The 23,387-nt window shown below is 73.2% G+C and carries 22 protein-coding genes; 13 read left to right on the forward strand and 9 right to left on the reverse strand.

Annotated features, from left to right (window positions below; all coding sequences use genetic code 11):
- Window positions 1-110: 110 nt before the first annotated feature.
- Entirely contained in the window at window positions 111-1,037 is a 927-nt protein-coding gene (locus tag NGF19_RS21430) for a DUF3027 domain-containing protein (protein WP_252426685.1), read from the reverse strand.
- 320 nt (window positions 1,038-1,357) lie between these two features.
- Between NGF19_RS21430 and NGF19_RS21435 the strand changes: the two genes are divergently transcribed.
- The 4 genes from NGF19_RS21435 (at window position 1,358) to NGF19_RS21450 (ending at window position 4,900) form a co-directional block, all read left to right on the forward strand.
- On the forward strand, window positions 1,358-2,806 hold the full coding sequence (locus NGF19_RS21435; RefSeq protein WP_252426686.1) for an MFS transporter: 1,449 nt from the start codon (window positions 1,358-1,360) through the stop codon (window positions 2,804-2,806).
- Window positions 2,807-2,877: 71 nt separating this feature from the next.
- On the forward strand, window positions 2,878-3,339 hold the full coding sequence (locus tag NGF19_RS21440) for a DUF2771 domain-containing protein (protein ID WP_252426687.1): 462 nt from the start codon (window positions 2,878-2,880) through the stop codon (window positions 3,337-3,339).
- Window positions 3,309-4,049, forward strand: coding sequence for a futalosine hydrolase (locus tag NGF19_RS21445; RefSeq protein WP_252426688.1), 741 nt, complete (start codon window positions 3,309-3,311; stop codon window positions 4,047-4,049). Before NGF19_RS21440 ends, NGF19_RS21445 begins: the two co-directional genes overlap by 31 nt.
- The gene (locus tag NGF19_RS21450) at window positions 4,046-4,900 is read left to right on the forward strand and encodes a 1,4-dihydroxy-6-naphtoate synthase (RefSeq protein ID WP_252426689.1); all 855 of its coding nucleotides are present in this window, start codon (window positions 4,046-4,048) and stop codon (window positions 4,898-4,900) included. Before NGF19_RS21445 ends, NGF19_RS21450 begins: the two co-directional genes overlap by 4 nt.
- Window positions 4,901-4,969: 69 nt before the next feature.
- Here NGF19_RS21450 and NGF19_RS30750 read toward each other — a convergent pair whose 3' ends face one another.
- Window positions 4,970-5,353: a cold-shock protein gene (locus NGF19_RS30750; RefSeq protein ID WP_308288507.1), complete on the reverse strand. Its 384-nt coding sequence runs from the start codon at window positions 5,351-5,353 to the stop codon at window positions 4,970-4,972.
- Window positions 5,354-5,524: 171 nt separating this feature from the next.
- On the opposite strand from NGF19_RS30750, the gene NGF19_RS21460 reads away from it, so the two are divergent.
- A complete protein-coding gene (locus tag NGF19_RS21460; protein WP_252426690.1) occupies window positions 5,525-5,776 on the forward strand; it encodes a hypothetical protein in 252 nt (83 codons plus the stop codon).
- 14 nt (window positions 5,777-5,790) lie between these two features.
- Here the strand turns inward: NGF19_RS21460 and NGF19_RS21465 are convergent, their stop codons facing one another.
- Both NGF19_RS21465 and NGF19_RS21470 read right to left on the reverse strand, forming a co-directional pair.
- Entirely contained in the window at window positions 5,791-6,408 is a 618-nt protein-coding gene (locus NGF19_RS21465; RefSeq protein ID WP_372505710.1) for an HAD family hydrolase, read from the reverse strand.
- A gap of 489 nt (window positions 6,409-6,897) precedes the next feature.
- Entirely contained in the window at window positions 6,898-7,905 is a 1,008-nt protein-coding gene (locus NGF19_RS21470; RefSeq protein WP_252426692.1) for a hypothetical protein, read from the reverse strand.
- 165 nt (window positions 7,906-8,070) lie between these two features.
- Here NGF19_RS21470 and NGF19_RS21475 point away from each other — a divergent pair, with 165 nt between their 5' ends.
- Together NGF19_RS21475 and NGF19_RS21480 are read left to right on the forward strand one after the other, a co-directional pair.
- Window positions 8,071-10,647, forward strand: a complete 2,577-nt coding sequence (locus tag NGF19_RS21475) for a helicase-associated domain-containing protein (RefSeq protein WP_252426693.1) — start codon at window positions 8,071-8,073, stop codon at window positions 10,645-10,647.
- Between the two features lie 99 nt (window positions 10,648-10,746).
- Entirely contained in the window at window positions 10,747-12,393 is a 1,647-nt protein-coding gene (locus NGF19_RS21480) for a DNA repair helicase XPB (protein ID WP_252426694.1), read from the forward strand.
- Here the strand turns inward: NGF19_RS21480 and NGF19_RS21485 are convergent.
- Entirely contained in the window at window positions 12,356-12,583 is a 228-nt protein-coding gene (locus NGF19_RS21485) for a hypothetical protein (RefSeq protein ID WP_252426695.1), read from the reverse strand. The genes NGF19_RS21480 and NGF19_RS21485 overlap by 38 nt on opposite strands.
- A 313-nt stretch (window positions 12,584-12,896) precedes the next feature.
- Between NGF19_RS21485 and NGF19_RS21490 the strand changes: the two genes are divergently transcribed.
- Window positions 12,897-14,948: a HelD family protein gene (locus NGF19_RS21490; RefSeq protein WP_505016635.1), complete on the forward strand. Its 2,052-nt coding sequence runs from the start codon at window positions 12,897-12,899 to the stop codon at window positions 14,946-14,948.
- An 80-nt stretch (window positions 14,949-15,028) separates the two neighbouring features.
- On the opposite strand, the gene NGF19_RS21495 is transcribed toward NGF19_RS21490, so the two are convergent.
- From NGF19_RS21495 to NGF19_RS21505, 3 genes are all read right to left on the reverse strand, one after another.
- On the reverse strand, window positions 15,029-16,279 hold the full coding sequence (locus tag NGF19_RS21495; RefSeq protein WP_252426696.1) for a trypsin-like serine peptidase: 1,251 nt from the start codon (window positions 16,277-16,279) through the stop codon (window positions 15,029-15,031).
- Window positions 16,280-16,442: 163 nt separating this feature from the next.
- The gene (locus NGF19_RS21500) at window positions 16,443-17,132 is read right to left on the reverse strand and encodes a copper homeostasis protein CutC (RefSeq protein ID WP_252426697.1); all 690 of its coding nucleotides are present in this window, start codon (window positions 17,130-17,132) and stop codon (window positions 16,443-16,445) included.
- Window positions 17,133-17,228: 96 nt separating this feature from the next.
- Window positions 17,229-17,903 (reverse strand): maleylpyruvate isomerase family mycothiol-dependent enzyme, encoded by a 675-nt coding sequence (locus tag NGF19_RS21505; RefSeq protein ID WP_252426698.1) that lies wholly within the window; start codon window positions 17,901-17,903, stop codon window positions 17,229-17,231.
- A gap of 48 nt (window positions 17,904-17,951) precedes the next feature.
- Here NGF19_RS21505 and NGF19_RS21510 point away from each other — a divergent pair, with 48 nt between their 5' ends.
- The 3 genes from NGF19_RS21510 (at window position 17,952) to NGF19_RS21520 (ending at window position 20,964) form a co-directional block, all read left to right on the forward strand.
- Window positions 17,952-18,596: an HD domain-containing protein gene (locus NGF19_RS21510; RefSeq protein WP_252426699.1), complete on the forward strand. Its 645-nt coding sequence runs from the start codon at window positions 17,952-17,954 to the stop codon at window positions 18,594-18,596.
- Between the two features lie 69 nt (window positions 18,597-18,665).
- Window positions 18,666-19,877, forward strand: a complete 1,212-nt coding sequence (locus tag NGF19_RS21515; protein WP_252426708.1) for a Cmx/CmrA family chloramphenicol efflux MFS transporter — start codon at window positions 18,666-18,668, stop codon at window positions 19,875-19,877.
- Between the two features lie 19 nt (window positions 19,878-19,896).
- Complete coding sequence (locus tag NGF19_RS21520) at window positions 19,897-20,964, forward strand: GNAT family N-acetyltransferase (protein WP_252426700.1); 1,068 nt, start codon at window positions 19,897-19,899, stop codon at window positions 20,962-20,964.
- 42 nt (window positions 20,965-21,006) lie between these two features.
- Here NGF19_RS21520 and NGF19_RS21525 read toward each other — a convergent pair whose 3' ends face one another.
- Window positions 21,007-21,390 (reverse strand): DUF8819 family protein, encoded by a 384-nt coding sequence (locus NGF19_RS21525; protein ID WP_252426701.1) that lies wholly within the window; start codon window positions 21,388-21,390, stop codon window positions 21,007-21,009.
- Window positions 21,391-21,446: 56 nt separating this feature from the next.
- On the opposite strand from NGF19_RS21525, the gene NGF19_RS21530 reads away from it, so the two are divergent.
- Both NGF19_RS21530 and murQ read left to right on the forward strand, forming a co-directional pair.
- Window positions 21,447-22,388, forward strand: coding sequence for a MurR/RpiR family transcriptional regulator (locus tag NGF19_RS21530; RefSeq protein ID WP_372505711.1), 942 nt, complete (start codon window positions 21,447-21,449; stop codon window positions 22,386-22,388).
- Window positions 22,389-22,440: 52 nt separating this feature from the next.
- Window positions 22,441-23,387 (forward strand): N-acetylmuramic acid 6-phosphate etherase (gene murQ / locus NGF19_RS21535; protein WP_252426702.1); only part of this gene is annotated, 947 nt, incomplete at its 3' end.

Below are 23,387 nucleotides of genomic sequence, written 5' to 3' on the forward strand. Positions count from 1 at the left end.
GCGCGCGTCCGCTCACCGCGGGACGAAGGTACCGTCCGGCCGTCGGAGGATGTGTCCCCTACGAGCGCCCCTGCGGGCCGCGCCCCCTGCGCGTGCTCGTACGAGCGCGTCTACGAGTGCCCCAGCTCGGCGCCCGACTCGTCCGCCGTGTCCGGGACCGAGCCCGAGTCCGGGGCGGGCCGCAGCGGGAAGGGCTCCACCTTGGTCTCGTCGACGACCGGCGGGGCGGGCCGCGGCGGCTTCGGCATGACCGCGGCCTCCGAGTGGGCCCCGCAGCCGTACGCCAAGGAGACCAGACGGCCGTCCGCCGGGGAGAACTCGTTGGCGCACACACCGAAGGCCTGCCCCAGCGAGCCGCCGACGGGCGCCAGGAAGCCGCAGCTCACGCAGGTGGCGGGGGCCGCTTGGGCCATCGGGGTCTTCGCCCCGAACGCCTCGTCCCAGCGGTCGGCCGCGGCGCGCAGCCCGTAGCGGGACAGGACCCGGGCGCGGCGCATGCCCAGCTCCTCGGCGACCGCGGCGATGGAGCCGCGCGAGGGGGCGACCTGGAGGTCCGCCGGGGCCTCGGCGGTCACCTCGGCGTCCTCCGCCTCGGCCAGCTCGGCCATCTCCGCGGAGACCGCGGAGTTCGGCGGCGGCTCGTCCGCGCCGGTGTATCCGGGCTCCAGGCGCAGGTCCTCGGCCTCCGTGGGCAGCAGGTCGCCGGGGCCCAGGTCGCCGGGGCGCAGCCGCTCGCTCCAGGGCAGCCACTCGGGCGCGAGCAGCGCGTCGGGGCCGGGCAGCAGCACCGCCTCGTCCAGCGTGACCACCTTGGCGCGCGACGCCCGCGCGACGGTCACCGCCCAGCGCCAGCCCCGGTAGCCCAGCTCCTCGCAGGCGAAGAAGTGCGTGACAACGCGGTCGCCCTCGGCCACCGCCTCGACGTGCTCGCCGACGACGCCGGGCCAGGCGACCTCCTCGGCGGCAGCGCGGGCGAGGTCGACGGCCTCGGCGCACAGGCGGTCGGGGGTGCGGCTTCGCGTTGTCGCTGCGCTCACAGGTATCGCTTCTCTCCTACGCGTCTCACGGGTGCGTCTTTCTTCGGCTTGGTGCGGACGGAGCGGACCCGGGGACCGCGTCTACGCCCGCGCCCGATCGCGCTCGGGCGCACCCACACCACCCATTCTGAGGGATGGACGAGAGGCGCGCGGCCGAGAACAACCGCCATGGCGCGCTACGCACGCTACCTTCTCCGGGCCACGGCGCCCACACCGAGTCACCACCACCGGTCCTGTCCACGCCCGCCGGTACGACACCACAGGACCCCGGACGCGCCGCCACCTCACCACGCTCGCCCTTCTCAGGGCACTATGACGGGGTGGCAGCGGCGAGGTCGTCCCATGAAGCCCCGGGGATCGACGAGGTGGAGGGGCGTGGCCGAGAAGGCGGTTCGGGCCGGTTCGGCGGGTCCGTCCGTGCGGTCGGCCGTGCCCTGCGGCTGCCTCTCGTCGCCGTGGTCCGCGGCATCCGCAAGGCGACCTTCGCGCACGGCGCGGGCGAGTCCGGCCTCGGCAAGCTGATCGAGCTGCACGCGGTGAACGGCGCGGGCGATGTCATGATCACCGTCGCGCTCGCCTCCACCGTGTTCTTCTCCGTGCCGACGGACGAGGCCCGCGGGCGCGTGGCGCTCTACCTCGCCATCACCATGGCGCCGTTCACGCTCCTCGCCCCGGTGATCGGCCCGCTCCTCGACCGGCTGCCGCACGGCCGCCGGGCGGCGATGGCGGGCGCCATGCTCGCGCGTGCGCTGCTCGCACTGGTCATCTCCGGGGCGGTCGCGAGCGGAAGCCTTGAGCTGTATCCGGCGGCGCTCGGTGTCCTGGTCGCCTCCAAGGCCTACGGCGTGATCCGCAGCGCGGTGGTGCCCCGGCTGCTGCCGCCCCGCTTCTCGCTGGTGAAGGCCAACTCCCGGGTCACGCTGGGCGGTCTCCTCGCCACCGGTCTGGCGGCTCCGCTCGGCGCCGGGCTGCACACCATCGGCCCGAGCTGGCCGCTGTTCGGCGCCTTCGCGCTGTTCGTCGCCGGAACGATCCTGTCGTTCTCGCTGCCACCGAAGGTGGACTCCGCCAAGGGCGAGGACACGGCGCTGCTCACCGCGAGCACCGGGCACGCGCACGCGCATACGCGCAAGGGCGGTACGGGACAGCCGCGGCCCGGACTGCGCACGGTCGGGCCCGCCGTCACCCACGCCCTGGCCGCCAACGCCACGGTGCGCTGTCTGACCGGCTTCCTGATCTTCTTCCTGGCGTTCCTGCTGCGGGTGCACCCGCTCGCCGGGCAGAGCGCGGCGGTGTCCCTGGGGATCGCGGGCGTCGCGGCCGGCGCGGGCAACGCGCTGGGCACGGCGGTCGGCGCCTGGCTGAAGGCGCGCGCACCGGAAGTGATCATCGTGACGGTGGTGGCGGGCGCGCTGGGCACGGCGCTCACCACGGCGCTCTTCTTCAGCCTGTTCATGGTGGCGCTGCTGTCGGCGGTCGCCGGGTTCGCGCAGGCCCTCGCCAAGCTGTCGCTGGACGCGCTGATCCAGCGGGACGTGCCGGACCTGGTCCGTACGTCCGCGTTCGCGCGCTCCGAGACGCTGCTGCAGATGGCGTCGGTGCTGGGCGGCGCGGTCGGCATCGTGCTGCCGCTGAACGGGATGCTGGGGCTCGCGGTGGCGTCCGCGATCGTCGCGGCGGGCTGGCTCGCGACCGTACGGGGGCTGCTCGCCTCGGCCCGGCGCACCGCCGCCGCGGGTTCCCTGGCCGGTGGGACCGACGGCACCTGATCGCACGAGCGCGCGGCACGTCGTACACCCCACGTGGGGAGTGAACTGGACACGCCCGATAACCTTCGGCCATGACCGCACTGCGTTCCCGCCGCACCGTAGCCGCCCTCGGCGCTGTTTCCGCCGGAGTCCTCCTGCTGTCCGCCTGTGAGAAGCCGACGCCTCTGGCGACCGTCACGGTCGGCACGAACACGGTGAGCACTCAGACCGACTGCTACCACGACGGCAAGGCAGTGAGCGCCGCCGAGGCGACGAAGTGCCTCACGGCGAAGGACGTCCAGTCGATCACGATCGACCCCGACGAGACGGTCCGCTTCGGCGTCGACCCGAGCATCGCGGACAAGGGCTGGACGATCCTGCTGAACGGTCAGCCGCTGACCGACTCCAGCACCAAGACGTACCGCACGATCCCGGGCAGCGTGTTCTTCAACGCGCAGTACGGGGCCAGCGGCAGCTCGACCCGCGTCTCCGTGAAGCAGGGCGAGAACACGATGACGGGCCTGTGGACGTTCAAGTTCAAGAAGGCCTCCTGACCACGTCCTCCCCGCGCGTGCTCGTGGCCACCGCGGTCCCCGTCGAACGGGACGCGGTGGCCGAGGCGCTCACGTCCCCGGCCGAAGAGGTCGCGCTCCCCGGCGTGAGCCTGCGCCGGACCGGCACCCTCGACCTGATCGCCGCGGGCGTCGGCCCCGCCCTCGCCGCGGCCTCCGCCGCCTGCGCGCTCACCGCCGCGGCCCTGCGGGGTGCCCCGTACGACCTCGTGGTGTGCGCCGGTATCGCGGGCGGCTTCGCGCCCGACGCGCCCGTCGGCTCGCTCGTCGTCGCCGACGACCTCGTCGCCGCCGACCTCGGCGCGCAGACCCCGGACGGCTTCCTGCCGGTCACCGCGCTCGGCTTCGGAACCGTCAACCATCGCCCGCCGCAGCCACTCGTACGAGAGGTCGCCGCCGCCACCGGGGCCCTGACCGGGACCGTCCTCACCGTCTCGACCGCCACCGGAAGCGCCGCCCGCGCCGCCGAACTGCGCGCCCGCCATCCGCGCGCGCTCGCCGAAGCCATGGAGGGGTTCGGGGTCGCCGAGGCCGCCGCCGCGCACGGCGTCCCCGTCCTGGAGGTCCGCGCCGTCTCCAATCCGGTCGGCCCGCGCGACCGCGCCGCCTGGCGCATCGGCGACGCGCTGACCGCACTCACCGAGGGCTTCGGGAAGCTCGCGCCTGTCCTGGAGAGTTGGAACCCCGCATGACCGCATCCAGCACGCCCCTGAAGATCGCCTACTCGCCCTGCCCGAACGACACCTTCGTCTTCGATGCCTGGGCGCACGGCCGGGTCCCGGGCGCGCCGCCGCTCGACGTCACCTTCGCCGACATCGACATCACCAACGGCATGGCCGAGCGCGGTGAGTTCGATGTGCTGAAGGTGTCGTACGGCGTGCTGCCGCATGTCCTCGACGAGTACGCGCTGCTGCCGTGCGGCGGGGCGCTGGGCCGGGGCTGCGGTCCGCTGGTGCTCACCCGGGAGCCGGAGGCCGACCTGAGGGGCCGCACGGTCGCCGTGCCGAGCGAGACGTCGACGGCGTATCTGCTGTTCCGGCTGTGGGCCGCGGACACCGTGCCCGGTGGGGTCGGCGAGATCGTCGTCATGCCGTTCCACGAGATCATGCCGGCGGTGCGGGACGGGAAGGTCGACGCGGGGCTCGTCATCCACGAGGCGCGGTTCACGTACCAGGACTACGGTCTGCACAAGCTCGCCGACATGGGCGCGCACTGGGAGCGGACCACCGGGCTGCCGATCCCGCTCGGCGCGATCATCGCCCGGCGCACGCTGGGCGCGGACACGCTGCGGCTGCTCGCCGAGTCCGTACGGACGTCGGTACGGATGGCCTGGGACGACCCCGAGGTCTCGCGGCCCTATGTCATGGCGCACGCGCAGGAGATGGACCCGGCGGTGGCCGACCAGCACATCGGGCTGTACGTCAACGAGTTCACGGCGAACCTCGGCGAGTCCGGTTACGCCGCGATCCGGGGGCTGCTCACGCGCGCGGCGGCCGAGGGGCTGCTGCCGCCCCTCGGCCCGAACGCGCTCGCGTTCCCCTGAACCTGCTGATCCGTTGATCCGCCCGCGCGCGGTCGTCCAACTGGCCGGTCGGATGTCCGACTGGCCTGGTCAGACGTCCAACTGGTCGGCGACCGCGCGCAGCAGGCCCGCGATCTTCTTGCCGGAGGCCTTGTCGGGGTAGCGGCCCTTCTCCAGCATCGGCGTGATGTTCTCCAGGAGCGTCGTCAGGTCCTGGACGATGGAGGCCAGTTCGTCCGGCTTCTTGCGCTGGGCCGCCGCGACCGAGGGCGTCGGATCCAGGACGCTGACGGACAGCGCCTGGTCGCCGCGCTGACCGGCGACCACTCCGAACTCCACGCGCTGCCCCGGCTTCAGGGAGTCGACTCCGGCGGGGAGAACCGAGGAATGGACGAAGACGTCGCCGCCGTCGTCGCGGGAGAGAAAGCCGAAGCCCTTCTCGCTGTTGAACCACTTGACCTTGCCGGTGGGCACGTCTGTCCTCGTCCTCGTACTCGTCGGAAACTGCGTCTGCACGGTGCAAAACAGCTCTGGATAGCACTACAGCGGGTCGCCACGGACCCGCCGGTACCAAGGCTAATGGTCCAGGGGCCGGTGACAAGACGCCGCCGAGTTGTTCCTCGCGCTGGGAACTACCCTGGTCGGGTGCGTGACAAAACCCAAGCGAATTCCCCGGCGGCCGGTGATTGGCTGATCCGTGCCGGTGTCATCGTGTTCTTCCTCGGAGCGGTGGCCACGCTGGTCACCGTGGCCCCGATGCTGCTCGGCACGACGCCCTTCCCGACCTATATGTTCGGCCTGAGCATGCTCATGGCCGTGGGCTTCCTGATGGCCGGGGCGGGGCTGCTCCAGTCGATCGCGGAGGGCCGCAAGCGGGCCCGCGCCGCCAAATCGTAGGCGGGGGCCCGGTTCTACCGGGACGCGTACGACGTCAGCCAGGCGGGGAACTCGGTGAGGTCGGTCAGGACGACGTCCGCGCCCGCGTCCCGCAGTTCCTCGGCGGGGCAGGGGCCGGTGGCGACGGCGACGGAGTACGCGTCGGCGCGCCGGGCGCCCCGGACGTCACCGGTGTGGTCGCCCACGTAGACGGCCGCGCCGTGCTCCAGCAGCGCCTCCGCCTTGCGCTCGGCCCACAGGTCGCCGATGACCGCGTCGGCTTCGATGCCGAGGTGCTCCAGGTGCAGCTCGGCGTTGGGCGCGTACTTGGCGGTGACGACGATCGCCCGCCCGCCCGCCGCCCGCACGGCCTCGATCGCCTCGCGCGCGCCGGCCATGGCGGGCGTCGCGGTGATCGCGATGGTCGAATACATCTCGCGGTAGAGGTCGGCCATGGCCTCGATCCGCTCCTCAGGGAACCAGTTGACCAACTCGTCCAGCAGCGGCGGCCCGAGCCGGGTGATGGCCAGATCGGCATCGATATAGGTCCCTGTCCGAGCGGACAGCTCCCGGAAGCAGGCATGAATGCCGGGCCGGGAGTCGATCAGCGTCATATCGAGGTCGAAGCCGACGGTGAAGGCGCGAGAGGTCATATGGACCATTCTCCCTGCCCTGCGGAGGGCGCCTTCGTATGGATGGCGGGTTGTCGGGGGCGGCATCTTGTCGTGGGTTGCCGGGGTCGTAGCGCGTGGGTCCGCACCCCGTGGACACACCACGTGGCACACGCCGCCCAGACCGTGCCGCCATGCCACACGCCGCCCGGACCGCGCCCCCGTAACGCGTGCCGTGTGGCACCCGCCGCCATGCCGCATGCCGCGTGACACCAGCCCACCGTGCCGCGTGCCGCCGTGGGACGAGCCGCGCGGAACCGGACCGCCGTGCCGCGTGCCGCGTGACACCGGACCACCGTGCCGCGTGCCGCGTGCCGCCGTGGGACGAGCCGCGCGGAACCGGACCGCCGTGCCGCGTGCCGCCAGGCTGGGCCGCTGCAGGGCGTGCCGCCTGGCCACGTGCCGCGTGGGACTCGCCGCCGTGCCGCGTGCCGTGCAGTGCCGGACCGCCGTGGCGCGACCGCTCGCGCCTCAGCGTTCGCGTTGTGAGCGCCAGGCCAGGTACAGGGCCGACGCGACGGCCGCGCCTCGTAGGACCCACGGCCAGGTCTGGGTGATCGCGTCGGACATCTGGCCCTGGGCGATCGGGTCGCCCCAGCGGTGGTCGGTGCGGCCCCAGAGCCAGATGATGCCCGCTGCGGCCACCAGGCCGGGCATGCCCAGGACCGCCCACTTGGATTCGGCGGGGGTCAGCCTGCGGGACGCCCACGCGATGAGCCAGCCGAGGCCCAGGGCGATCACGCTGCCCATGATCGCGCCGGCGACCAGCAGCAGGGCGGCGAGCAGCAGCAGGGGGTTGCGACGGCCGCTGAGGCCGCGGCCGAGGCGGGGCAGCAGGGGGCGCGGGACGGTGGCGGGCTTCTCGTCGGTGGGCTCCTCGTCGGCCGTCTTCCCCTCGGCCTGCTTGTCTTTGGCCGGAACTGCCTCCTCGTCCGCTACCGGCGGCTTCAGCAGTTCGGGAACCTCCAGGCCGCCGACGAACCCCGGCACGCTGTCCCCGAGCCCGAACGCGCTGCCGCCGTCCGTGCGCCACCAGTCGGGCCGCGTGGCGCTGTCCCCGAGTTCGTGCGCACCGGCCAGGTGGGGCGGGGAGGGGGCGCTCGCGGAGGTGTCGGCGGGCCGGGGCTGCTCGGCGGCGCGCGGGCGGGGTACGACGCGGCGCAGGCCCCGGGCGCGGGGGCGGGTGTCCGCCGAGTCCGCGCGCTGGGCTGGGACGTCGACGACGGGACTCGGGGCGGCGGCGCCCGGACTGTCGGTGGACGCGGCGGCCACGACCTCGTCGGGGGTGCCGAGCCGGTCGAGGATGCGGCGCACGGCGGCCGGGTTGTCGGCCGTGGACTGCGCGCGACTGCGGTCGATCTCGTGGCGCAGCCCGGAGACGAGCCGCATGCGCGCGCCCGACGGAAGCTGTCGCTGCTGGGCCAGGTCGCCGACCTTGCTCAGGTAGTCGAAGACCAACTGGTCGCTCTCGATCCCCACGAAGTCCCTCCGGGGTGCGCCGGGTTCACCCGTCGTACCGTATCCCGGCGCGCCACCGCCAAGGTCTCCGCGCGGGCCTCCGTGTCGGCCGCCCCGTACCCCCGGACCCCGCCGAACGCCGCGGAGCCCGGCGTCACCCCGGCTTCACCCGCTACCGTTGATCGGATGACCCCCGAGGCGCACTCACGCAAGGAACCCCCGGCCGCCGACCCGGCCCCCGCGGCCCCCCGCTCGCTGGCCGAGGCCCTGCGCGCGCGGGACGACGCCTCCCTCGCCGCCCTGCTGCGTGCCCGCCCGGACCTCATCACGCCCGTCCCCACCGACCTCGCGCAGCTCGCCGCCCGCGCCGCCACCCGCGCGAGCGTGGTCCGCGCGCTGGAGCGCCTCGACCGGTTCGCCCTGCAGACCGCCCAGGCCCTGGCGGTGGCCGCGGACCCGGCGACGTACGACGAACTCCTGGGCCTGCTGGCGGGCGACGGCGGCCCGGAGGCCGACCCCGTGACCGCCGAGGCGCTCCCCCGCGCCCTCGGCACCCTGCGCGAACAGGCCCTCGTCTGGGGCACGGACGAGCGGCTCCGGCTGGTCCGCACGGCCCGCGAGATGCTCGCCCCCTCGCCGCAGCACCCCTCGCCCACCGGCCTCGGCCCCACCGTCGCCGAGGCCACCGCGGGCATGTCGCCCGGCCGGGTCCAGGAGATCCTGACCGCCACCGGGCTGCCGACCACGCATGACGCGGTGTCCGCCGTGGCCGCGCTCACCGCCCTGTTCACCGACCGCGCCCGTACCTCCGCGCTCCTCGCCACGGCCCCCGCCGAGTCCCTCGACGTACTGTCCCGGCTGGTGTGGGGGCCGCCGTACGGCCAGGTCACCCCGCGCCCGGCGCCGCATCTGCGCTGGCTCCTCGACCGGGGTCTGCTGCTGCCGACGGCGCCCGGCACGGTCGTCCTGCCCCGCGAGGTGGCCCTGCATCTGCGCTCCGGTCACGCGCACCGCCGTACCGAGCCGCTCCCGCCCGCCGTGGAGACCGCCGCGACGCACCGCCCCCAGGGTGTGGACGCGTCGGCGGCCGGTCAGGCCTACACCGCGCTCGCGACGATCGAGGAGCTGCTGCGGGACTGGGACGAGGGCGGGCCGCTGGTGCTGCGCGCGGGCGGCCTGAGCGTCCGTGACCTCAAACGGACGGCCGTGGCCCTCGACCTGCCCGAGCCCGCCGCCGCCTTCTGGGTCGAACTCGCTTACGCGGCAGGCCTGTTGGCGTCGGACAGCGAGGTCGACGAGCGGTACGCGGCAACCCCGGCGTACGACGAGTGGCGCGAGCTGCCGCCCGCCGAGCGCTGGACCCGGCTCGCCACCGCCTGGCTCACCGCGACCCGCACACCGGGCCTGGTCGGTGGCCGGGACGCCAAGGACCGTACGCTCTCGGCGCTCGGCCCCGGGCTCGACCGCTCGGCCGCGCCGGAGGTCCGCCACCGCGTCCTCGAACTGCTCGCCGCTCTCCCCGAGGGCGCCGCGCCCACCACCGAGTCGATCCTGGCCCGGCTGAGCTGGGAGCGTCCGCCGCGCGGCGACCGGACGACGGGCGACGATCTGCGCAGCCGCCTCGCGCGGTGGGCGCTGTCCGAGGCCGAGACGCTGGGCGTGACGGGCCGGGGCGCGCTGTCCGCGCACGGTCGCGCGCTGCTGGGCCCGCACCCCGACCAGTCACCGCCCCCGGCCGGTCCGGGCGACAAGCTTCCCGTGCACCACCGGCACCACCGGCCCGTCCACGGCGACCCCCTCACCGCCGCGGAGCGGACGGCGGCGGCCTCCCACGCCGCGCGGCTCCTCGCGCCGCTGCTCCCCGAGCCGCTGGACCATGTGCTGCTCCAGGCGGATCTGACCGCGGTGGCCCCCGGCCCGCTGGAGCGCCCGCTGGCCGAGGTGCTCGGGGTGCTCGCGGACATCGAGTCGAAGGGCGGCGCGACGGTCTACCGCTTCACGCCCGCCTCCGTACGCCGCGCCCTGGACGCGGGCCGCTCGGCCGCGGATCTGCACGCGTTCCTCGCCACGCACTCCCGCACGCCCGTCCCGCAGCCGCTCTCCTACCTGATCGACGACGTGGCCCGGCGGCACGGGCATCTGCGGGTCGGGGCGGCCTCGGCGTACGTACGCTGCGACGACGACGCCGTGCTGAACGAGATCCTCGCCGACAAGCGCGCGGCCTCCCTGCGGCTGCGCCGCCTGGCCCCGACGGTCCTGGCCGCCCAGACCGACCCGGCCTCGCTCCTGGACGGACTGCGCTCGCTCGGCTTCGCCCCGGCCGCGGAGTCCGCCGAGGGCGATGTCCTGATCGCCCGCGCGCACACCCACCGCACCCCGCCGCGCACCGCCCCGGCGCCGGTCCCGGACGGGCCCCCGGCCCCGGACGCCGCGCTGCTCACGGCGGCCCTGCGCGCGATCCGCGCCGGGGATCTGGCCGCCACGGCCCCGCGCAAGTCCGGCGGGGTGCCCGCCACGGGCGGCGAACTGCCCCGTACGAGCGCCGCCGAGACCCTGGCCACCGTGCAGGCCGCCGTCCTCACCGGCGGCTCCCTGTGGATCGGCTACGTCAACGCCGAGGGCGCCGCCTCCCAGCGGCTCATCGCCCCCGTCCGCGTGGAGGGCGGCTTCGTCACGGCCTACGACCACACGGCGGACGAGGTCCGCACGTACGCGCTGCACCGGATCACGGGAGTGGCCGAGCCCGCCGACGAGCAGCCATGAGCCAACTGTGGAACGGCCGTGCACAGCCATGAACACCAGCGGTGATCACCCCGGAATGAGGCACACTGGACGTTTGGCCCCACGGAAAGGATGCCGCGCGTGAGTGGTCCGCTCATCGTTCAGTCCGACAAGACTCTGCTCCTCGAAGTCGATCACGAGCAGGCCGACGACTGCCGTCGGGCCATCGCCCCGTTCGCCGAGCTGGAGCGGGCGCCGGAACACATCCACACCTACCGGGTGACCCCGCTCGGCCTGTGGAACGCGCGCGCGGCCGGGCACGACGCCGAGCAGGTCGTGGACGCGCTCGTGCAGTACAGCCGCTACCCAGTGCCGCACGCGCTGCTCGTCGACATCGCCGAGACCATGGACCGCTACGGGCGGCTGACCCTCACCAAGCACCCCGCCCACGGGCTCGTGCTCACCACCACCGACCGGCCCGTCCTCGAAGAGGTGCTGCGGTCCAAGCGGATCGCCCCGCTGGTCGGGGCGCGGATCGACCCGGACTCCGTCGCCGTCCACCCCTCCGAGCGCGGGCAGATCAAGCAGACGCTGCTCAAGCTGGGCTGGCCCGCCGAGGACCTGGCCGGATACGTCGACGGCGAGGCGCACCCCATCGAGCTGCGCGAGGACGGCTGGTCCCTGCGGGCCTACCAGAAGCAGGCCGTGGAGAACTTCTGGCACGGCGGCAGCGGGGTCGTCGTCCTGCCCTGCGGTGCGGGCAAGACGCTGGTCGGCGCGGGCTCCATGGCCCAGGCCAAGGCCACCACCCTGATCCTCGTCACCAACACCGTCTCCGCCCGGCAGTGGAAGCACGAGCTGGTCAAGCGGACCTCGCTGACCGAGGACGAGATCGGCGAGTACTCCGGTACGAAGAAGGAGATCCGCCCGGTCACCATCGCCACCTACCAGGTGCTGACGACCAAGCGGAAGGGCGTCTACCCGCACCTGGAGCTGTTCGACTCCCGCGACTGGGGCCTCATCGTCTACGACGAGGTGCATCTGCTGCCCGCGCCCGTCTTCAAGTTCACCGCCGACCTCCAGGCGCGCCGCCGACTCGGGCTGACGGCGACGCTCGTACGCGAGGACGGCCGCGAGTCGGACGTGTTCTCCCTGATCGGCCCGAAGCGGTTCGACGCGCCGTGGAAGGAGATCGAGGCACAGGGCTACATCGCGCCCGCCGACTGCGTGGAGGTGCGGGTCAACCTCACCGACTCCGAGCGGCTCGCGTACGCCACCGCCGAGACGGAGGAGAAGTACCGGTTCTGCGCCACCACCGACACCAAGCGGAAGGTGACCGAGGCGCTGGTGCGGCGCTTCGCCGGGCAGCAGATCCTCGTCATCGGGCAGTACATCGACCAGCTCGACGAGCTGGGCGAGCACCTCGGCGCGCCCGTCATCAAGGGCGAGACCTCCAACGCGCAGCGCGAGAAGCTCTTCGACGCCTTCCGTGAGGGCGAGATCAGTGTGCTCGTCGTCTCCAAGGTGGCGAACTTCTCCATCGACCTGCCGGAGGCGACCGTCGCCATCCAGGTCTCGGGGACCTTCGGGTCGCGGCAGGAGGAGGCCCAGCGGCTGGGGCGCGTGCTGCGGCCCAAGGCCGACGGGCATCAGGCGCACTTCTACTCGGTCGTGGCGCGCGACACCATCGACCAGGACTTCGCCGCCCACCGCCAGCGCTTCCTGGCGGAGCAGGGCTACGCCTACCGGATCATGGACGCGGACGAGCTGCTCGCCGGGGAGAGCTGAGGTACCGCAGGGCGCCGTGGCTGCCGTGGCGGCGCAGTCCCGCCTCCTCGTAGTACTCACCGAAGAGCAGGACGTCGAAGGCGGCGCCCGTGTAGACCTGCACGGCGTGCAGGGCGTCGCCGAGGCGGTGGTGGTGCACCCGGCCGAGGGCGGTCGCTCCGGGCCCACCGGGAACGGTTGCTGCACTCATGCTCCCCATGGTGGAACCCCGCGACCCGAATGGCGTCGGACCATGGACGGAGATGGACGGAGATGGACGGAGACATGCCCACGGGCGTGACGTAGCGGGCCGTGGATATTCATTGGCCGCCGCATCCGCGTTCTTCTACAATCCCCTCCCTTGCCTGCCTCCCTTCACGGAGAGCCGTCGTCCGGACGGAAACCGGACGGCATGACCGCCGACCATCCCGCGGACGGCTGAGTCCTCACCGCCACCGCGACGGCCCGGCCCGCCACCCCCCGCGTTCCCGACGTCGCTCGATCCCGCCCGGAGGCACCCTCCCGTGTCCACGCCGTCCGTCCCGACCTCACCCGACCCCCTCGTCCGCGAGCAGTCCCATCTCACCGCCTCCCGGGCCGCGCTGCGCGCGATGCGTGAGGACGTGGAGAACCTCGACATCCGCGATGTCACCGCGAACTGGGTCAACGCCGAGGTCCTCAGCCGTCAGATCGAGGACCGCATCAAGGCCCTCGCCGACCTCAGCCACACCCCGCTCTTCTTCGGCCGCCTCGACTATCTGCACGCTCCCGGCGCCGAGCAGGCGGAGGGCGCGGAGGGCGAGAGCTTCTACATCGGGCGGCGCCATGTGCACGACGCGGACGGCGACCCGATGGTGATCGACTGGCGTGCGCCCGTCTCCCAGCCGTTCTACCGGGCCTCGAAGAAGGACCCGATGGACGTCGCGCTGCGCCGCCGCTTCGGCTACACCGGCGGCGACCTCACCGCGTACGAGGACGAGCGTCTCTCGGACCCGGCCGAGGCGGCGACCACCAGCAAGCTGCTCCAGCAGGAGATCGAGCGTCCGCGCGTCGGCCCGATGCGCGACATCGTCGCCACCATCCAGCCCGAGCAGGACGAGATCGTCCGCAGCGGGCTGTCCGGCACCGTCTGTGTGCAGGGCGGGCCGGGGACGGGGAAGACCGCCGTGGGTCTGCACCGGGTCGCCTATCTGCTCTACGCGCACCGGGAGCGGCTCGCCCGCACCGGCACCCTCGTCATCGGACCCAACGCCTCCTTCCTGCACTACATCGAGCAGGTGCTGCCCGCCCTCGGTGAGCTGGAGGTCAAGCAGGCGACGGTCGACGACCTCGTCGCGCAGGTCGAGGTGCGCGGCAGCGACACCGCGAGCGCCGCCGTGGTCAAGGGCGACGCCCGGATGGCCGAGGTGCTGCGCAGGGCCGTCCACGCGCATGTCACGCTGCCCACCGAGCCGGTCGTGGTGGTGCGCGGCTCCCGCCGCTGGCGGGTGCCCGCGTACGAACTGGAGGAGATCGTCCGGCAGTTGAAGGACCGGGACATCCGCTACGGTGCCGCCCGCGAGGCCCTGCCGCAGCGGATCGCGCACGCGGTGCTCGTCCAGATGGAGCGGGCCGGGGAGGCGCCGGACGACCGGGTGCAGGACTCGGTCGCCCGCAACTCGGCCGTGAAGGCGGCCGTCAAGGCGATCTGGCCGCCCGTCGACCCGGCCAAGCTGGTCCTCAGGCTGCTCACCGACACCGACTTCCTCGCCGAGCACGCGGACGGGATCCTGGACGAGGACGAACAGAAGGAGATCCTCTGGGCGAAGCCGGTGCGGTCGGTGAAGTCCGCCCGGTGGTCGCCCGCGGACGCCGTGCTGATCGACGAGGCGAGCGATCTCGTCCAGCGCACGCACTCGCTCGGACATGTCGTCCTGGACGAGGCCCAGGATCTCTCGCCGATGCAGTACCGGGCCGTCGGCCGCCGCTGCACGACCGGTTCGGCGACCGTGCTGGGCGATCTCGCGCAGGGCACCACGCCCTGGGCGACGCGGAGTTGGCAGGAGGCGCTCACGCATCTCGGGAAGTCGGACGCGGTGGTCGAGGAGCTGACGGCGGGCTTCCGCGTGCCGACGGACGTGATCGCGTACGCCTCCCGGCTGCTGCCGCACATCGCGCCGGGCCTCGCCCCGGTCGCGTCGGTCCGTGAGAACCCCGGGTTCTTCGAGGTACGGGCGATCGAGGCGGACCGCGAAGTCGTCGCCGCCTGCGAGGAGTTGCTGAAGCAGGAGGGCTCGATCGGGCTGATCGCCGCCGACGCCCGGATCCCCGCGCTCGCCGAGGCGCTCGCCGCGGCCGGGATCGGCCATCTCGGCCCGGGTGAGGAGACCACGCGGGAGACCCGGCTGACCCTGGTCCCGGCGTCGCTCGCCAAGGGTCTGGAGTACGACTACGTGGTCCTGGACGAGCCGCGGGCCGTCGTCGACGGCGAACCCGACGAACGCACGGGCCTGCGCCGCCTGTACGTGTCTCTGACTCGTGCGGTCTCAGGCCTGATCGTCACCCACGCGGCACCGCTGCCGCCCCAACTCGACTGAACAACACGGCAACTCGACCGAACGACGCGGCCCCCGGCGCCGAGAGGCACCGGGGGCCGTGCGGCCGAACTCCCGAAGGGTCAGTTGGACTTCTTGAACTTGTTACTGGTCGCCAGGTACACCTGCTTGGCGTTGGCGCCCAGTCGCGGGCCGGTCACATAGGACCTGCGGTCGCTCAGGGAGCTGTCCGACACCAGGTAGACACGGCCGTTGTGCACCATGTACCAAGGGCCGCCGGAGGCACCGCCGTTGAGTGTGCAGCCCAGCATGTACATCGCCGGGTACTTGCTCGGGTAGCTGTAACCGAGCACCGAACGCTTGGTCGCGCCACGGCAGTCGTACATCTTCGAGCCGTCGTAGGGGGATTCGGCCGGGTAGCCGCGGACCGCCATGTTCTTGACCTTGTTGGCCGCGGGCGCGTTGAACCACACCGGCAGTGCCGAACCCACCGTCTCCTGAAGGGACTTGTGGCCCTTCTCGGGCTTCACGTGCAGCACGGCGTAGTCGTAGGTGGAGGCCACGGTGCCCTGGTGGGCGCCGCCCTTGATCCAGTTCTGCGACGTGGTGGCCCAGTTCGCCCACCAGATCCCGTACGGCGAGACCGACGTGGAGCGGATGTTCTGGCTCGCCTGCTGCATGTTGTAGCGGCCGGTGTTGTCGAACGACGGCACGAAGGCGATGTTGCGGTACCAGCCGCCGCCCTTGCCCGCGTGCACGCAGTGCCCGGCCGTCCACACCAGGTTGGACTTGCCGGGGTGCGCGGGGTCGGTGACGACCGCGCCGGAGCACACCATGTTGCCCTGCGGGGTGCTGAAGAAGATCTTGCCCACGGGCGGCGCGTAGCGGTGGTACGTCGTCTTCACCTTCGTCGCGGCCTTGCGCTTCACCGTGCCGTCGGGCGCCCACATGTACGTCTTGCCACCACCGGAGTTGGTGCTGGTGCTGCTCGCCTCGGTGATCCCGGGGATGCTCGACTTGGCCTCGGCGACCCGCTCGGGCGTCCAGAAGTCCTTGATGTACGGGTTGGCGAACTCCTCGGCCTTGGACTTCCAGTCGCTGAAGTCCTCCCAGCCGCCGTCCTTCCACTTCTGCATGGCCTGACCGGTGAGGTCGGTGGGGATGCCGTCGGGCAGCTTGTAGCCGCCGAGCGAGATCCCGCCCTTGTCCTGACCGGTGTCGACGCCCGGATCGTTCTGTTCCGTCTGCGCCGACGACGAGGCGGACGCCTTGCCCTCGTCCTTGGACTTGCTGTCGCAGGCGGTGGTGGTCACCAGGACCGCGGCGATCACGGCGGCGGCGGCCGTGATGCCTCGGCGGCGTATGAGTGGCATGGAGCGTGGTCCCCCTGTGGCTGGTTCTTGTCATGCACCGGCACGACCGGCACGCCCCTACTATGCACGTCCGCGCGCGCGTGGTGATCGTCGGGGGACAACCCCGCACACAACAACTACGTGGCGGATATAGGTCCGTGACATGCCTTCACGGGCCTGCGGTTCAGCCGTCGACGGCGGTGCGCCACGCGCGTACCGCCTGAGTGGAGAGGGGTGCGTGCCAGCCGTGGGGGCGGGCCGCGCCGCCGATGTGGAAGGCGTCCACACCGGCCGCGCGCAGCCGGGGCACATGGTCCAGACGCAGCCCGCCGCCGACCAGGAGCCGCTGGGTGTAGCCGGGTTCGCCGCCGCGGGCCGCCTCGGCGGCGAGGGTGGGCAGGCCGTCGTCCACGCCGTCCGGCGAGCCCGCCGTGAGATAGGTGTCCAGGCCCGGCAGATCGGCGAGTTGCTTGCGCAGGGCCTCGCGGTCGGCAGCATGGTCGATCGCGCGGTGGAAGGTCCAGCGGCAGCCGTCCAGCTCCGTGACGAGCCGCTCCAGGGCCGGGAGATCGGGTCCGCCGCTCTCGTCCAGGAAGCCGAGCACGAACGCGTCGGCACCGGCCGCGCGCAGTTCGCACGCGGTGCGGACGAGCACCGCGACGTCCCCGGCGGCGAACCCGTCCCGCAGCCGGAGCATCACGCGCAGCGGGAGGTCGACGGCGGCGCGGATCGCGGTGAACGTCGGCACGGGCGGGGTGAGCCCGTCGGCGGCCATGTCGGCGACCAGTTCGAGGCGGTCCGCACCTCCGGCCTGCGCGGCGACGGCGTCCTCGGCGTCGAGGGCGATCACCTCCAGGACTGCACGCGTGCTCATAGGGCCCCTTCCGTCGTGTTCCCCTGGCGCTGCTACAGGTCTAGTCCAATTGAAGGGTACTCAGTCGACGGAGGCCACTCGGTCGAAGGAGGCCCCTCAGTCGAAGAGGCACAACTCCCGCTCCGCCACCCCCGCCAGCTCGTACCGCGCCCCCGCGAGCGGACGGCCCGAGTAGAGCCGCATCAGGGTGGGCGTGTCACCGATGTACCGGGCCGGTGGGCGCCGCCCGTCCACCTCGCCCAGCCGCAGCGGCTCGTCGGCGTCGTCCAGGTCCGCATGGAGCGGCACATGCCCCCGCTCGCGGGTGAGATGGACGAGCAGCTCGAGCGCGTACGGCAGCCCGTCCCCCGCGTACGCCCCCGGCTCCCCGAACGTCTCCCGTACGTCCCCGGCGTGCACCCACTCCCCCAGCGCCACCATGTCCAGCACCCCACCGGCCCGCGCGATCGCGGCCCCCGCCTCGGTCATCCCCCGCTCCAGCTCGTCGACGACCCGGGCGTTCGTCCAGGTGGCGCGCTCGGCGATGTCGCGGTCGTTCGCCTCGGGGCTGAACACACCCTTCTCGAACCGGTGCTCCACCACCCGGGCCAGCGCGGACGAGCAGTGCGCGAGCACATGCCGCACGGTCCACCCCGGACAGGCGGCGGTCGGCAACGCGAAGTCCGCGTCCGGACGCGCCCGCAGCAGCGGGATCAGCGCGTCACGCTCGACGGCCAGCAGTCGGCCGGGCAGTTCCGGGTCCCGTACCTCTCGCAGATCTGTGTTCGTCATGCGCCCACGCTAGGCTCCCACCCCGTCCGTTCACGGGAGAATGCGCGGATGACCGATCTCGACGCGTTGCGCTCCCGCTGGGCGCGGACCCTGCTCGCCGTGCGGCGGGGCGCGGTTGAGCCCGACGCCGCGCCGTATGCCGAGAACCTGCTGCGTCGCTGGTCGGAGCCGCAGCGCCGGTACCACACGGTCGGCCATCTGGTGGCCGTCCTGGACCATGTCGACCGGCTCGCCGCGTACGCCGACGACCCCGACACCGTGCGTCTCGCGGCCTGGTTCCACGACGCGGTCTACCGGCCGGAGCGCTCGGAGAACGAGGAGCGCTCGGCCCGTCTCGCCGAGCGGGCCCTGCCCGAGGCCGGGGTGCCGCAGGCCACGACGGCCGAGGTCGCCCGGCTGGTCCGGCTCACCGCCGACCACGCGCCGGCGCCCGGCGACGCCAACGGCGCGGTCCTGTGCGACGCCGACCTGGCGATCCTGGCGGCGCCCGACGAGACGTACGCCACCTACGCGGCGGCGGTGCGGGAGGAGTACGCCTTCGTCCCCGAGGGGGTGTTCCGTACGGCGCGCGCGGCGCTGCTGCGTCAACTCCTAGGCCAGGAACGGATGTTCCGGACCCCGTACGGAGAGCGGACGTGGGCGGAGGCGGCCCGGCGCAACCTCCGCGGCGAGCTGGCTCGGCTGGAGGTCTGACGCACGGGAATGCCGGGGCGCGGGGCGGCGTTGCCCACGGACATGCCCGCACCCACCGCACGCCCTCGCATGCCCCTGGCCGTCTACGTCCTCGGACTGTCCGTCTTCGCACTCGGGACCAGTGAGTTCATGCTCTCCGGGCTGCTTCCGCCCATCGCCGAGGACATGCATGTCTCGATCCCCCGGGCCGGGCTGCTGATCTCGGCGTTCGCGATCGGCATGGTCGTCGGCGCTCCGCTGCTGGCCGTGGCCACGCTGCGGCTGCCGCGGCGGACGACGCTCATCTCGCTCATCACGCTGTTCGGGATCGGGCAGGTCGCGGGCGCGCTCGCGCCGTCGTACGGCGTGCTGTTCGCGTCCCGTGTGGTCAGCGCGCTCGCCTGCGCCGGGTTCTGGGCGGTCGGTGCCTCCGTCGCCGTCGCCATGGTGTCGTCGGGGGCCCGTGCCCGCGCGCTCGCGGTGATGATCGGCGGTCTGTCGACAGCCAACGTGGTCGGTGTCCCCGTGGGCGCCTTCCTCGGGGAGCATCTGGGCTGGCGGTCCGCCTTCTGGGCCGTGGCCGCCGCCTCGGCCGTCGCCCTCGTCGGCGTGGCCACCCTCATCCCGTCGATCCCGCTCCCGGAGGAGAAGCCGCGCCTCGGCCGCGAGCTCTCGGTCTACCGCGATCCCCAGGTCTGGCTCGGCATCATCACGGTGATGCTGGCCGCGGGCGGTGTCTTCTGCACGTTCAGCTACCTCGCGCCGCTGCTCACCAAGGTGGCCGGGCTCGACTCCGGCTGGGTGCCCACCGTGCTCGCCCTGTTCGGCATCGGCGCGGTCGTCGGCACGACGATCGGCGGACGGATCGCCGACGCGCATCTCTTCGGTGTCCTGCTGACCGGTACCGGCGCCTCCACCGTCTTCCTGGTCGCGCTCGCCCTCCTCGGGCAGTTCGCCACCGCGGCCGTCCTCCTCGCCTTCCTCCTCGGCGTCTCCTCCTTCTACACGGCCCCGGCGCTCAACGCCCGGATGTTCAACGTGGCCGGGGCCGCCCCCACGCTGGCCGGTGCCACCACCACCGCGGCCTTCAACCTCGGCAACACGAGCGGCCCCTGGCTCGGCGGCGCGGTCATCGACGCCGGGTTCGGCTACCTGGCGACCGCGTGGGCGGGCGCCGCGCTCACCGTGACCGGCCTGGGCGCGGCGGCCCTCTCTCTGCGGCTGCAGCGGCGCGGGGGGACGTCGCGGGTCGTGGCGGGGGCGTCGGCGGCGGTGGAAAACCCGGTACGGAGCGAGGCCTGACAGCCCTATCCTCACCGGCATGCGAATCATGGGTGGGGAACAGGTGAAGGAGGCCGTCGCGGGATGCGCGGCCGTGTTGCGTACGGCAGCGGACCGGGACTGGGGAGAGGTACGGGCCGGCCGACTGACGTGGAGCTGCCGCTTCACGGCCGGGCACATCACGAGCGATCTCGTCACGTACGCCGCGCAGTTGGCCGGGCGGGCGCAGGACGTGTATCTGCCCTTCGACATCACCTTGGACGAGGAAGCCGACAACGAGGAAGCGGTGCAGGGGATCGAGCTGACGGGGGCGCTGTTCGCCGCCGCCCTCGACACCGCGCCCCGCGGGGTGCGCGCCTTCCACCCGTGGCCCTTCCGCAGCGCGGACCGCGAGGGGTTCGCCGCGATGGGCATCGCCGAAGTACTGCTGCACACGCACGACATCGCCGAGGGTCTCGGCCTCGCCTACGAGCCGTCCGCCGAGCTGTGCGAGGGCGTGCTGACCCGGATCTTCCCGCAGGTCCGGCCGGGACCGGACCACTGGCGCACGCTCCTGTGGGCCACGGGCCGCGGCGATCTGCCCGGCCGCGCCCCGGTGACCGACTGGCGCTGGCACAACAACGTGGTGATCCCCGGCGCGCGGCTCACCCTGGAGGGCCTCACCCCGGCGCGGGCCATCGACCTGGCCCAGGGCGGCACGGGCGGCTTCGACTGGCTCGACGGCGGCCCCTTCGAGGGCACGCGCGATGCCGCCGGGATGCTGGTGAAGGCGTACGAGGCGGGGCAGTACCGGCCGGAGTGGGGCGTCTTCGCGCTGGTCCGCGCCGAGGACGGCCTCGCGGTCGGCGCCATGGGGTTCCACAGCGCCCCGGACGCGGACGGGACGGTCGAGCTCGGCTACGACCTGGTGGAGGGCGCCCGCGGTCACGGCTACGCGACCGAGGCGCTGCGCTCTCTCGCCGACCGGACGCTGGCCCGCGACGACGTCAGCACGCTCACGGCCGTCATCGACCGGCCGAACCTCCCCTCGCAGGGCGTGGTCACACGCGCCGGCTTCGACCGGGTCGCCGAGGACGAGAAGACGTACACGTACGCGCTGACCCGCTGAATCCGCTGGTCCTGGTCCTCGGTTCAGGAGGACGGCATCGGTTCAGGAGGACGGCATCGCGCCCGTCGCCCGGCCCAGGGACCCCACCGCCGCGACCCGCACCCCGGCCTTGTGGCACACCCAGTGCGGGTCGGGGCCCAGTTCGGGCTCGACATCGAGGGCGTGCGGGCCGCCGGAGGGGCAGACGGGACACAGCGGCCAGCGGCCGTACCGCTCCAGCAGCGCGTCCTGCACGTCCTGCGCGATCAGCCCCGCCACGTACTCCGCGCCCTCGGGCCACTGCTCCACCCACCAGCGCCGCTGGACGACGGAGTCCTCGACCAGCGAGACGACGTCCGCCTTGGCGACCTCCCCCGCGACCAGATCGGCGAGCACCAGCGCGCGAGCCGCGTGCAGGGCCTGTTCCTGGGGGGTGATGGGTTCCATGCCCCTATTGTGCGCAGTCTTGACCATCGCCACGAGTCGAAAATATCTTTCATGGTGTGACCCAGGATGTGAAGGAAACTTTCGCGCGCGCCCCCGTGGGCTCCGGTATGCCGCCCGCTCCCGCCGCGCTGGCCGCCAAGGTGCGGACCCTCGCACCCTCCATGACCCGGTCCATGCAGCGCGTCGCGGAGGCCGTCGCCGGGGACCCAGCGGGCTGCGCGGCGCTCACCGTCACCGGGCTCGCCGAGCTGACCGGCACCAGCGAGGCCACCGTCGTCCGCACGGCCCGCCTCCTCGGCTACCCCGGCTACCGGGATCTGCGCCTCGCGCTCGCGGGCCTCGCCGCCCAGCAGCAGTCCGGCCGCGCGCCGTCCGTCACCGCCGACATCGCGGTGGACGACCCGATCGCGGACGTCGTCGCCAAGCTCGCCTACGACGAACAGCAGACCCTCGCCGACACGGCGGCCGGGCTCGACACCGTGCAGCTCGGGGCCGCGGTGGCCGCGCTCGCCGCCGCGCGCCGCGTCGATGTGTACGGGGTGGGGGCGTCCGGGCTCGTCGCCCAGGACCTCGCGCAGAAGCTGCTGCGGATAGGGCTCATAGCCCATGCGCACAGCGACCCGCATCTCGCGGTCACCAACGCCGTGCAACTGCGCGCCAAGGACGTGGCGATCGCGATCACGCACTCCGGCTCCACGGGGGACGTCATCGAACCGCTGCGCGTCGCCTTCGAGCGCGGTGCGACGACCGTCGCGATCACCGGCCGCCCCGACGGGCCCGTCACGCAGTACGCCGACCACATCCTCACCACGTCCACGGCGCGCGAGAGCGAGCTGCGCCCGGCCGCGATGTCGTCCCGTACGAGTCAACTCCTCATCGTGGACTGCCTGTTCATCGGCGTGGCACAGCGGACCTACGAGACCGCCGCTCCCGCCCTGTCCGCCTCCTACGAGGCCCTCGCCCACCGCCACAGCCCGCGCGGCGGAACCAAGCGCTAGCCCCACGCCCTCTCCCAGAGCAGTGACGCCGCACCGGAAAGAGTCAGCCGCGATGACCTCCCCCACGTCCGAACCCCGTGATCTGCGCGCCCAGTTGGAGACCCTGACCACCGAGGCGTTCCGTCCCGAGCTGGCCGAGATCGACCGGCTGCCGACGCTGGAGATCGCCACCCTCATGAACGGCGAGGACGCGAGCGTGGCGGGCGCGGTCGCCGCGCGACTGCCCGAGATCGCCGCCGCGATCGACGCCCTCGCCGCGCGCATGGCCCGCGGCGGCCGGCTCGTCTACGCGGGCGCGGGCACCGCCGGGCGGCTCGGCGTCCTGGACGCCTCCGAGTGCCCGCCGACGTTCAACACGGACCCCGCCCAGGTGGTGGGCCTGATCGCGGGCGGCCCCGGCGCCATGGTGACCTCGGTCGAGGGCGCGGAGGACTCCGCCGAGCTGGCGGCACGCGACCTCGACGCGCTGGAGCTGACCGCCCGTGACACGGTGGTCGGCATCTCGGCCTCGGGCCGCACCCCGTACGCGGTCGGCGCGGTGGCGCACGCCCGCTCGCTCGGCGCGCTCACCATCGGCCTGTCCTGCAACGCGGGCAGCGCCCTGGCCGCCGCCGCCGAGCACGGGATCGAGGTCGTGGTGGGCCCCGAGCTGATCACGGGCTCGACGCGGCTGAAGGCGGGGACGGCGCAGAAGCTGGTCCTCAACATGCTCTCGACGATCACGATGATCCGCCTGGGCAAGACCTACGGGAACCTGATGGTCGACGTCCGCGCCTCCAACGACAAGCTGCGCGCCCGCTCGCGCCGCATCGTGGCGCTGGCGACGGGCGCGCCGGACGAGGAGATCGAGCGCGCCCTGGCGGCGACGGACGGCGAGGTCAAGAACGCGATCCTGACGATCCTGGCCGACGTGGACGGCCCGACGGCCGCCCGGCTCCTCGCGAAGAGCGAAGGCCGTCTGCGCACGGCACTGGAGCGGGCGGCAACGCTGCCGGGGGA

The sequence above is a fragment of the Streptomyces macrolidinus genome (assembly GCF_023887685.1).
In the GTDB taxonomy this organism is placed as follows: Bacteria; Actinomycetota; Actinomycetes; order Streptomycetales; family Streptomycetaceae; genus Streptomyces; species Streptomyces macrolidinus.